10 protein-coding genes and 3 pseudogenes are annotated in these 10,385 nt (G+C 68.3%); 7 read left to right on the forward strand and 6 right to left on the reverse strand.

What is annotated here, in order from left to right:
• Positions 1-223: 223 nt before the first annotated feature.
• The 4 genes and pseudogenes from ACFYPS_RS36190 to ACFYPS_RS36205 all read left to right on the forward strand — a co-directional run.
• Positions 224-445: pseudogene (locus ACFYPS_RS36190) on the forward strand (hypothetical protein); the annotation flags it as partial.
• 76 nt (positions 446-521) lie between these two features.
• Positions 522-1,412 carry a TRM11 family SAM-dependent methyltransferase gene (locus ACFYPS_RS36195; RefSeq protein ID WP_387330926.1) on the forward strand — a complete coding sequence of 297 codons (891 nt, stop codon included), beginning with the start codon at positions 522-524 and terminating at the stop codon, positions 1,410-1,412.
• Positions 1,413-1,462: 50 nt separating this feature from the next.
• Positions 1,463-2,008, forward strand: coding sequence for a DNA cytosine methyltransferase (locus ACFYPS_RS36200; protein WP_354968727.1), 546 nt, complete (start codon positions 1,463-1,465; stop codon positions 2,006-2,008).
• A gap of 224 nt (positions 2,009-2,232) precedes the next feature.
• Complete coding sequence (locus tag ACFYPS_RS36205) at positions 2,233-2,922, forward strand: IS6 family transposase (RefSeq protein WP_387330929.1); 690 nt, start codon at positions 2,233-2,235, stop codon at positions 2,920-2,922.
• Positions 2,923-3,152: 230 nt separating this feature from the next.
• Here the strand turns inward: ACFYPS_RS36205 and ACFYPS_RS36210 are convergent, their stop codons facing one another.
• Positions 3,153-3,515 (reverse strand): DsrE family protein, encoded by a 363-nt coding sequence (locus tag ACFYPS_RS36210; protein WP_354968728.1) that lies wholly within the window; start codon positions 3,513-3,515, stop codon positions 3,153-3,155.
• 116 nt (positions 3,516-3,631) lie between these two features.
• On the opposite strand from ACFYPS_RS36210, the gene ACFYPS_RS36215 reads away from it, so the two are divergent.
• Positions 3,632-4,324 carry a helix-turn-helix domain-containing protein gene (locus ACFYPS_RS36215; RefSeq protein ID WP_354968729.1) on the forward strand — a complete coding sequence of 231 codons (693 nt, stop codon included), beginning with the start codon at positions 3,632-3,634 and terminating at the stop codon, positions 4,322-4,324.
• Positions 4,325-4,391: 67 nt separating this feature from the next.
• On the opposite strand, the gene ACFYPS_RS36220 is transcribed toward ACFYPS_RS36215, so the two are convergent.
• The 5 genes and pseudogenes from ACFYPS_RS36220 to ACFYPS_RS36240 form a co-directional block, all read right to left on the reverse strand.
• Positions 4,392-4,742, reverse strand: coding sequence for a DDE-type integrase/transposase/recombinase (locus ACFYPS_RS36220; RefSeq protein ID WP_354968730.1), 351 nt, complete (start codon positions 4,740-4,742; stop codon positions 4,392-4,394).
• A 41-nt stretch (positions 4,743-4,783) separates the two neighbouring features.
• Positions 4,784-5,263: an integrase core domain-containing protein gene (locus ACFYPS_RS36225; RefSeq protein WP_354968737.1), complete on the reverse strand. Its 480-nt coding sequence runs from the start codon at positions 5,261-5,263 to the stop codon at positions 4,784-4,786.
• 213 nt (positions 5,264-5,476) lie between these two features.
• A pseudogene (locus ACFYPS_RS36230) lies at positions 5,477-5,803 on the reverse strand (transposase family protein); the annotation flags it as partial.
• A gap of 161 nt (positions 5,804-5,964) precedes the next feature.
• Positions 5,965-7,398 (reverse strand): epoxide hydrolase family protein, encoded by a 1,434-nt coding sequence (locus ACFYPS_RS36235; protein ID WP_387330922.1) that lies wholly within the window; start codon positions 7,396-7,398, stop codon positions 5,965-5,967.
• A gap of 43 nt (positions 7,399-7,441) precedes the next feature.
• Positions 7,442-8,455 carry a DUF5937 family protein gene (locus ACFYPS_RS36240; RefSeq protein WP_354968732.1) on the reverse strand — a complete coding sequence of 338 codons (1,014 nt, stop codon included), beginning with the start codon at positions 8,453-8,455 and terminating at the stop codon, positions 7,442-7,444.
• Positions 8,456-8,739: 284 nt separating this feature from the next.
• Between ACFYPS_RS36240 and ACFYPS_RS36245 the strand changes: the two are divergent.
• Both ACFYPS_RS36245 and ACFYPS_RS36250 read left to right on the forward strand, forming a co-directional pair.
• A pseudogene (locus ACFYPS_RS36245) lies at positions 8,740-8,859 on the forward strand (transposase family protein); the annotation flags it as partial.
• Positions 8,860-9,917: 1,058 nt separating this feature from the next.
• Positions 9,918-10,232 carry a hypothetical protein gene (locus ACFYPS_RS36250; RefSeq protein WP_354968733.1) on the forward strand — a complete coding sequence of 105 codons (315 nt, stop codon included), beginning with the start codon at positions 9,918-9,920 and terminating at the stop codon, positions 10,230-10,232.
• The last annotated feature ends 153 nt before the right edge of the window (positions 10,233-10,385 follow it).

Genomic DNA, 10,385 nt, shown 5'->3' on the forward strand with positions numbered 1-10,385 from the left:
CGACATCTACGCCGAACACTCGATCAGTACGCACGTCACTACAACGGCCACCGTCCGCATCGGGCCCTGCAGTTGCAGCCCCCACGGTCCGACCGCCCCGTCGTTGACCTCACGCATGAGCGGATCAAACGCCGACCCGTCCTCGGCGGGCTGATCAACGAGTACGAACGAGCCGCGTAGAAGTCCAGCTCGGGCCCCATGACAGGGATTTGGCACCCCACAGGGCTACCTGCAGCACATCGTCGCCGTCGCCGCAGACACCGACGGCGACAGTTTCGTCTATCACCTCACCGACGAGGAACTTCTCACCCTCACTCACCAGGCCGACCAGCAATGGGCGGCGCACCTCAAGGTGCACGCCGACCTTCTCGTGTTCAGCCCCGTCACCGGATCGAGCGTCGCACCACGACACGGGCGCCGCGACGGGGGTGACCACCGTGGCTGAGTACAACGCCTCCGCGGCTGACCCGAGCCAGCCGACCAACCCGGCAGAGGACACCTACCGAGGCCGCCACCGCGACATCGGCGGACGCCACCGGGCATCCGCCGGGCCCGAGGGCCTGTCAGTGTGGGCCGCCGCTCAACGCACCGGGCCGGTGCAGCGCCGCGGCCGGTACGTCGCCGAGTCGGTCAAGCATCCTGCCCGGATGCTCCCCGCGATCGCCGCCCACGCCGTCCACGCCTATACCCAGCCCGGCGACCTGATCCTTGACCCGATGTGCGGGATCGGCACCACCCTCGTCGAGGCCGCGCATGCCGGCCGCGACGCCATCGGGGTGGAGTACGAGTCCCGCTGGTCCGACATCGCCGATGCCAACGTCACCCACGCCCACCAACAGGGCGCCACCGGCCGCGCCTCCGTCCTGCGTGGCGACGCCACTCGTCTACGATCACTGCTACCCGCCGCGCTCACCGGCCAGGTCGCCCTCGTGGTCACCTCACCGCCGTACGGGCCCACCGTCCACGGGCTTGTCCGACCCGGTGCCCACGGAGTGGCGAAGTTCGACAACGCTTACAACGACGGCACCGACAAAGGCAATCTCGCCTACCGCGACCTCACCGGCCTCACCGACGGCTTCGCGCAGATCCTCACCGGCTGCGCCAGCCTGCTGCGCCCCGGCGGCACCGTCGTGGTCACCGCCCGCCCGTGGCGCAAGAACGGCCAGCTCGTCGACCTGCCCTCGGCCGTCATCGCCGCCGGCGTCCGCGCGGGCCTGCTGCCGACCGAACGGTGCGTGGCCCTCCTGGCGGCGGTCCGCGACGGGCAGCTCGTCGCCCGTCCGTCGTTCTTCCAACTCCAATCCGTGCGCAAGTCCCGCGCCGTCGGTACCCCACTGCACCTGATCACCCACGAAGACGTCCTTATCTTCACCAAGGCCCCGCCTGATCAGTACGAGGGCGCGGATGAGTAGCACGTCCGTGCCGATCGCCGTATCCATGGCCGCCCCTCCGGGGAGGTGGCGTGAGTGACCACCCGTCGGCGCGCATCGGATCCCTGTGCACCGGAAACGGCGGTCTCGACCTGGCCGTCGAGCTGGTGCTCGGCGGCCGGCTCACCTGGTACGCCGAAACCGACCGGCACGCCCGCACCGTCCTTGCCCACCACTGGCCCGATGTCCCCAACCTCGGCGACATCCGCACCCTCGACTGGACCCGCGTCGAACCGGTTGACGTCCTCACCGCCGGCTTCCCCTGCCAGGACATCAGCAACGCCGGGAAACGCGCTGGCATCAGTGGAGAGCACTCCAGCCTCTGGACCTGCGTCGCCGACGCCATTCGCGTACTACGACCGCCGCTCGTCTTCGTGGAGAACGTCGCCGCCCTCCTACGGCGGGGACTCGACGTCGTCGAAGGTGACCTGGCCGCGCTCGGGTACGACACACGCTGGCTATGCCTACGCGCATCCGATATCGGCGCCGCCCACCGACGCGACCGCCTGTTCCTGCTCGCCACTCCCCGCTATCAATCCGCACGGGGTGCGAACGTTGCCAACACCATGCGCCCGTGACGGCAAGGGCCCCGGCCACGAGTACGGCCTTCCTGACCTCATCGAACCCGGCGGCACCCGCCACGGCCTCCTGCCCACTCTCAGGAACGCCGACAGCCGATCGTCGGCGAACGCCACCGCCGGGCACATCAAGCCGGGGACCGCGCACGGCTCCGTTGCATTGAGCGTTGGCAAGTTCGAGGCAGGCTTGACGGGTGAAACCATCAACCCGTCCTCGCCCCTGGCTGCCGCCGAAGTCGGCGTTCGCCGGGTTCCGGTTCCCGCCCGAGGTGATCGTGGCCGCGGTGCGCTGGTATCTGCGGTTCAACCTGTCCTATCGGGATGTCGAGGAACTGCTGGTTGAACGCGGCATCGAGGTCGACCACGTGACCGTTTACCGCTGGGTGCAACGCTTCACGCCGCTGCTGGCCGACGCCGCCCGATTCTGCCGCCACTCGCCGGGTGACCGATGGTTCGTCGACGAGACGTACGTCAGGGTCAACGGTGTGTGGCGGTACGTGTACCGGGCGGTCGACCAGTACGGGCAGGTCATCGACGTGCTCGTCTCTAACCGCCGGGACGCCGGCGCGGCCCGGCGGTTCTTCCGCCGGGCGCTGTCGACGTTGAAGGTGACACCCGCAGAGGTGGTCACCGACGCCGCCGCGGTCTACCCCGGCGTGCTGGATGAGCTGATCCCATCCGCGAGGCACCACGTCGAACGGTATGCGAACAATCCGATCGAGGCTGATCACAGCCGGTTGAAACACCGTTTGAGATCGATGCGCGGGCTACGGACGGACAAGTCAGCGCAGGTGATCATCGCCGGGCACGCATTCATGCAGAACCTCCGACGCGGATACTACGAACTCGCCATCGACACCCCGCCGATCACGCGGGTCGCCGCTGCGTTCACCGAACTCGCCCAAGCGATCTGACCGCGGACCTGACCGGGTTCAACACGTCCGCCCATCCGATAAGGCAACGGCGCCGGTTGTAGCGCAGGTACCAGCGGACCGCGACGACGATCACCTCCGCGGGAAACCGGAACCCGGTGAACGCCGCCTTCGGCGGCGACCAGCGACGACGAGGACTCGACGGCTGCACCCGTCAAGCCTGCCTCGATCCCTGGACACGGGCAACGCAACAGACCCCAGCGAGCTGATGGTCAATAGCTGAACGTCGTCGCCCCGTCGCCGATCCAGCGCCACATCGGCACGGTGCCGCCGAGCTCGGCCGAATCGATCAGCTGGGCCTCGTCGAGCCCCTTCGCGGTGAAGCAGATCGGGCAGACCAAAAACCTCCCACCCGCCGCCTGGTACCGCTTCACCAGGTCAGGCAGCGGCGGGCAGCCGGTGCAGGCCACCCCGGTGGCGACGCCGCCTAGCGCGAGCCGAACCGCCTCCTTGGTCAAAAACATCAGCGTCGGCCGGCCCTCCTCGGCCGCACCGACCGCCACCAGGAACGCCACGGTGACCCGCTCGGGGTCCTCCAAGCCGGTTGTCAGGCTGATGACCGCTTTTCCGGACATCTCACTCCTCCTCGGGTCTGTCGCTGTCAGTCATAAGGTTGACTGACCGGCGACCCCTCGCCCGCTACGTTTTCTGTAGCGGCGAGGGCCTCCACGCCGCGAGGAAGGTGCGCGCGGTGAAGCGCTATAGCCAGTACTGCCCGGTGGCTCGGGCCGCCGAGATCCTCGCCGAACGCTGGACGCTGCTCGTCATCCGCGAGCTGCTCTGGGGCGAGGACCGGTTCAGCACCATCGCCCGGGGCGTTCCTCGAATGTCCCCGTCGCTGCTCGCGGCGCGTCTGCGCGAGTTGCAGCGAGCGGGTCTCGTGCAGCGGCATGTGGCCGACGGTGAGCCCCGCTACCGGCTGACGCCGGCCGGGGATGAGCTACGGCCGCTTCTGGAGCAGATGGGCGCGTGGGGTGTGCGCTGGATGCACGAACTGCGCCCGGACGAGTTCGACCCGGTGATGCTGATGATCGACATCCGGAGGGATTCCCAGCCTGCCCGCATGCCGGAGAAGGCCACGACGGTCCAGCTCTACTTCCGCGACGCGCCGGCAGGTCAGCAGCGATGGTGGCTCGTCCTGTCCCGGTCCGGCGGCGCCGACGCCTGCGACACCGATCCGGGCTTCCCGATCAGCGTGTGGTTGGAGACCGAGGTGGAGACTCTCACCCGCATCTGGATGGGTGACATGAGCTGGTCGGCGGCGCTGCGAGGCGGATCGCTAAGCCTGAAGGGGGAGTCCGCGGCCTGCCGCGCGCTGCAGGGGTGGCTCAATGTCAGCCCCTTCGCCGCCGTCGAGCGGGCGGCGGTCCCATTGCCCCGGTGAGGTGCTCGGATGGGTGCTGTTGCGTTACGGAATCGAGGGAGATGCCAAGCCCGTTTCGGGTCCGCGGTCAGATCACGCGGGCCAGCTCGGTAAACGCGGCAGCGACCCGCTTCGCTCGCGGGACCTCGACGGTGAGTTCGTAGTGGCCGCGTCGTAAGTTCTGCATGAAGGCGTTGCCGGCGATGATCACTTGTGCGGTCTGCTCGGTTCGTAACCCGCGCATCGGTCTCAGCCGGTGCTTCAGTTGGCTGTGGTCGGGCTCACTCGGATTGTTGGCGTGCCGCTCGACGTGGTGCCAGGCTGAGGGGATGAGGTCGTCGAGGACGGCGGGGTAGACCGGGGCGGCGTCGGTGACCACCTCGGTGGGCGTCACCTTCAGCGCCCGCAGCGCCCGTTGGAAGAACCTGTACCGCGCCAAAACTGTGTTTCAGGCTGTGGGCTGGGGATTTGCCTGGTGGATCAAGCGGCCCGGCGATACTCGTTGATCACGCCGCCCAGGACGCGGCGTCGCCGGATCGGCTTGTCGATCGCGATGACCACGCCGGGGTCGTAGTCGGGTGGATGCTGATCCAGGCTCTGGTGCGGCCGGTGCCGGTCGAAGTGGTCCTCATAGTCGCGTAGCACGGTACGGGCGTGCTGTTCGTTGTAGATCAATACCCGGTCGGTGCACTCCGCTCTGACGCTGCGCACGAAGCGTTCCGCGAACGCGTTCGCCCTTGGCGTGCGTGGCGGGGTCTTCACCACGTCGATGTCTTCGGCGGCGAACACGGCGTCGAAAGACGCGGTGAACTTCGCGTCGCGGTCGTGGATCAGAAACCGGAACCGTGTCACACGGTCCCCGAGGTCCATCACCAGGTTGCGGGCTTGCTGGGTGGTCCACGCTGCGCTCGGGTGGGCGGTGACGCCGAGGATGTGGATCCGTCGGGTCGTAACCTCCATGACGAACACGACGTACAGCCGTCGCAGCGTGACGGTGTCGACGTGGAAGAAGTCGGTCGCCAGCAGCCCGGCCGCCTGAGCGCGCAGGAACGTCCGCCAACTCGTGTCGACCTCACGCGGGGCAGGGCCGGTCCTCGATCGGGCGAGGATGCGGCGGATGGTGCCGGCGCCGACGCGGTGGCCGAGCCCGACGAGTTCGCCTTGGATGCGCCGGGCGTCGTGGCGCGCCCACGGCACCGCCGCGACCACGATGCCGTGCTCGGGGCAGGCCACCCGCGGCGCGTCGGCCTCGATCACCGCCCGCACCGGACCCAGATCCAGCGCCCGCCATCGCCGACGTCCCCGGCCGGCGTCATAGCCGACGCAGCGGCGCCCGCACCGCCCGCAGCGACGCCGTGCCCCCTTCGACGGCCTGGCGTGCACCACGACCAGCATCACCTCGGCACCGTCCTCGTCGAGGTGTTCCTCCTGCTCAACCCGCTCTACCACGGTGGTCTTACCCACCCCGAGGAGACCCTGCCATAGACTTGCAGGACGCACGCCGTTTCCCGATCTTCAGACTTCGGACCTCAGAGACCCGAAACCCTAGACCGGGAACGGCGTGCGCGCGTTTCAGCAGGTCAACCCGCCCACACATCGGTGCGAAGAGCCACAAAACCGCAGTTCACAACCCGTGCGACCAGTTATGGCACGGCACAGGGTCAACGGACCAAGCGAGCGAACCTCCGCAGCTCCTCGGTAAGAATTTCTGGTTGTTCAAACGCGGCGAAATGGCCACCACGGGGGACCGTGTTGAAGTAGATGAGCTTGGACTTGTAGACGCGTTCGGCCCAGATTCTCGGAGTTGGGATGATCTCGCGGGGAAAGACCGTGAATCCGACCGGGACCTTGAAGTCGTCGGCTGTGCCAGCGGCCCGCGCGTCCTCCCAATAGATTCGCGCCGAGGAGGCCGCGGTGCCGGGCAGCCAGTACAGCATGATGTCGTCGAGCATCCGGTCGACGCCGAGGACCCGTTCGGGATTGCCGTCGCTGTCGGTCCACTCCATGAACTTCTCGTAGATCCACGCTGCCTGCCCCACCGGGGAGTCGGTCAACGCATACCCCAGTGTCTGGGGGCGCGTGGACTGCTCGTAGATGAAGCCGGCGCCGTCGTTGAAGAACCGCTGCAGCTTGTCCAGCGCCTCCTGCTCCTGCGCCGTGGGCGGGTCGCTGACCGGGGGCTGGAATACGGGGAAGAAGTTGAGGTGGATCCCGGCGAGTCCGGCGGGCCCGAGCTTGGCGAGTTCGTGCGTCACGGAGCCGCCCAGGTCGCCGCCCTGAGCGAGCCAGCGACGGTAGCCGAGACGGGACATGAGCTCCGCCCAGGCTCCCGCGATGCGCTGGATGTTCCACCCGGACGTGGCCGGCTTGTCGGAGAATCCGAAGCCCGGTAGGGACGGCACCACGACATGGAACGCGTCCGCGGCGCTCCCGCCGAACGCCGTGGGATCGGTCAACGGCCCGATCACGTCGAGGAACTCCACCACCGAACCCGGCCAGCCATGGGTCAACACCACCGGTACGGCGTTGGCGTGCCGGGAACGTACGTGCAGAAAATGGATTCCCATCCCGTCGATCTGGGTGCGGAACTGGCCGAACCCGTTCAGCCGCGCCTCGACCTGACGCCAGTCATACCGCGTCCGCCAGTGCTCGACCAGGTCGCGTACCCGCTCCAGCGGCACGCCCTGGGACCCGTCGGGAACGGTTTCCCGCTCCGGCAACCGGGCCGCCGCCAACCGCCGCTGCAGATCGCGCAGCGTGGCGTCCGACACCGACAGCCGGAACGGTGTCACGTCCGTTGTGGCCGCCGGCAACGTCACCCCGGGCTCGGCAAACGCCGGTGATGTCCTTGTTACCGCCAACCCAAGCGGGCCTGCGACGGCGCCGACCGTGACGGCCGCCCGCAGGGCCCCGCGACGAGTCAGGCCACAAGTGTCTTCGTTCCGCACGATTCCTGCCTTCCTGGTCCGAATGATCGACGACAATCGACGCTTGCGGTGGTGGTCGTGATGAACGCCCGGTTGCGATTCAACCGGGCACCGTAGCGCGTCGAATGCGTGCGTCCGCTCACCGTCGCAGGCCTCCTGGGAGGTCACCAACGATTCGATGGCGCTGGAATCCAGCGTCGCCGTCGGTACCTCACGCGGGATCCGGACAGCCCCGCTCGAACCCCGAACCACTAGCCCCGAGCAGTCCGCTGGCCAGCGGCGTGTGCCGGTACAACACCCGGCGCCCGGAACGCCACGACGTCACCAAGCCATTGCGGCGCAGCACCGACAGGTGGAAGCTGACCGACGGCGCGCTTTGACCGAGCTCACGGGCGAGGTCGGTGGTCGACTTCGGCAGCGCCAGACAGCTGAGGATCGCCGCGCGGCTGTGACCCAGCAGCGCACCCAGCGCGTCGTCGGCGTAGTCGGCGTCTCGGGAGTCGCCTCCCCACAACGTGCCGACTCCTCGGCAGGCATAGATGAGGCTCGCGGGTCGATCGGGGCCCTTGTCCACCATCAGGTTCGGCCACGCGAACACCGACGGCACCAGCACGAGCCCGTCACCGGCCAGGTCATGGTCCACCGAGTGCCGGGGCTTGTCGATCCGCAGGATCTCACCCCGCACGCTGACCTCCGGGTGCAAGCTCGACAACAGCGCATCGACACCACCGCCGGTCAGCCGGCCAGCCCGATACGCGACGTCATCCTCCAGCACCGCGCGTAGCTCCCGCCAATGCGGCTCGATCGCCACCGACCAGTACCGCCACAGCGCGTCGGCCAACCGCCGAGCACCAGCCGCCCCTTCGGCAGCCAACGTCCGCGCCGGCGCGGGCATCGGCTCCCGACCCCACACCGCCGCCAGGTCGGCACGGATTCCCGCCACGGGCGACTCGGCAACCAACCGCAGCTGGTCGTCGATGGTGCCGGCGTCGGTGGCCGCCACGAACAGGAAATCCGCCACGTACGCGCTCGCAGGCACAACCGCGCCCAGCAGCCCCATGTCCAGACCACGCAGGCCGTCCCGCGTCGCCTCCAACCAGCCCTGGTGCAGCGGCGACACCCGCCCCGACGACAACTGGTACAGGCTCTCAATCACCTCGGCGAGAGGCGAGAACGCAAACCGCATCCTCGCCACATCAGCCAGACCCATCCGGAGCCGGATCACCCCGCCATCCTAGGTTCACGGACGCTGAACCTTCGCCCTTGACCCTCGGCGTCAGGCCGACACCCGCCCACGAGCCCCTCCCCGGCCCGATGGTCGGGAGTGTCAAATTTTCGGCTCTGGCACGAAGAAGCGTGGTGTGGTGGTTTGGGTTGGTGGGTCGTGATACTGCAGGGTGGGGCCGGTGTGTCTCGGACCTGATCAAGACGGTGTGTCCCGACCTATCCTCCATAGTGGTTGATCAGGTGGTTGATCAGGGTCAGGTGGTGTGCATCCAGGCCCGGACGATGGCGGAAGCGGCGGCCTGCCCGGAGTGCGGGCAGCCAGCACGGCGGGTGCACGCTTACCATCTGCGGCGGTTGGCCGATTTCCCGATCGCAGGCCGCGGCGTGATCGTCGAACTGCGCGTGCGGCGTATGTCAGACCCACGGCTGCCCGCGGCGGACCTTCCGGGAACAGTGGCCCGAGATGGCGTCGCGGCGTACCCGGCAGTTGACCGCGTTGATCGCGGACATCGCGGTAGTGCTGGCTGGTCGCGCTGGCGAGGCGGTGCTGTCCCGGTTGGGGGTCAGCGTCTCGCGCACCACGGTGCTGCGGTTGCTGATGGCACTGCCGATCCCCTCGGAGCCGGTTCCGGCGGTGCTGAGCGTGGACGACTTCGCGCTACGGCGCGGGCACCGTTACGCGACCCTGCTAATCGATGCGGTCACCCACCGCCGGGTCGACGTACTGCCCGGCTGCAGGGCCGCCACCCTGGCCGCGTGGTTGCGAGAGCATCCCGGGGCCGAGATGGTTCGCCGGGACGGATCAGCCGCCGAGTGCTCCGACAGACGTGTCGCGCATCCTGGTTGTGGGCGAGGTCAGCCCATCCGCCGAGTCGTGGATGGTCGCCGCGATGGGCGAGGGTGTCGTCGCTTAGGTCAGCTGCACCACGGCGGCGGCAAGGCGGTCGAGGCTGGCGCGGTCCTACGGCTGCGAGGGCGTCGTACCGTCGATGTCCTCGAACGCGAGGACCGTCCAGTGGCCGTCATCGAGGGTTTTGAGGAACCGGGGCGCGGGGACCTGCGCCGGCAGAGCCGCGGCCACCAGGGCTTCAGTCCGGTATGTGCCGGCCTCCAGGGGCCACCTCTGGGCGTTCATTGCCTTGACAAAGACGCGGCGCCCGTTGCTCAGGGTCAGGCCGGGACGCGAATCCGGGCGAGAAGCCGCCAGGGCAGCTCTGGGCCCGGATGACGTGAGCACCAATCAACTCCTCGACGGCCGCACCTGCGGATGCTGGCATGCCGGCCCAGAGCAGTCGGCGCTTGCTGATCATCGTGGCAGTCTCCGGGTGGGGGTGGTCGCGTAATTAGTGTCGATGGTCGAGGCTCGGACATGCTCAACTGCCGCGAGTGGTGGCGCCAGACGGGCCGCTGCGCTGACCAGCTGACAACAAAAGTGTGGGACCGCGTGGTAGGACGAGGCCATGTATCTCGTTCGCCTGTCGCACGCCGGCCCGCATTGGGATCTTGCGAGGCCGATGGAAGAACAGACCGGCTGGCTCGCGCACGCGTCGTACATGGACCTGCTAGTCGACGAAGGGATCGTCGTTCTGGGCGGTCCGCTCGACGACGTACGCGTGGTGCTGGCTATGGAGGCGGAGTCCGAGGAGGCCGTCCGGGCGGTACTCGGCCGGGATCCGTGGAGCGGCACCCACCTGCGGATCGACAGGATCGACCCGTGGACGATCCGCCTGGACGGCCGCCATACCAGGGCTGACCGGTCGAACATCGGTTCGTAGCCGTGAACCGTGCACGGCCCCGTAAACGCCGACCGCGTGGGCGAGGCCGAGCAAGCTAAGTGCTCGGGTTCGTAAGTCCTTCGGGGGTTATGCGGCCAAGGCGTGTGCGGCAGGCTGGTGATCGCAGCCGGCGGGTTGTTGGAGGTTCTGCTC

It is taken from the genome of Micromonospora sp. NPDC005087 (assembly GCF_042872965.1).
Lineage (GTDB): Bacteria > Actinomycetota > Actinomycetes > Mycobacteriales > Micromonosporaceae > Micromonospora.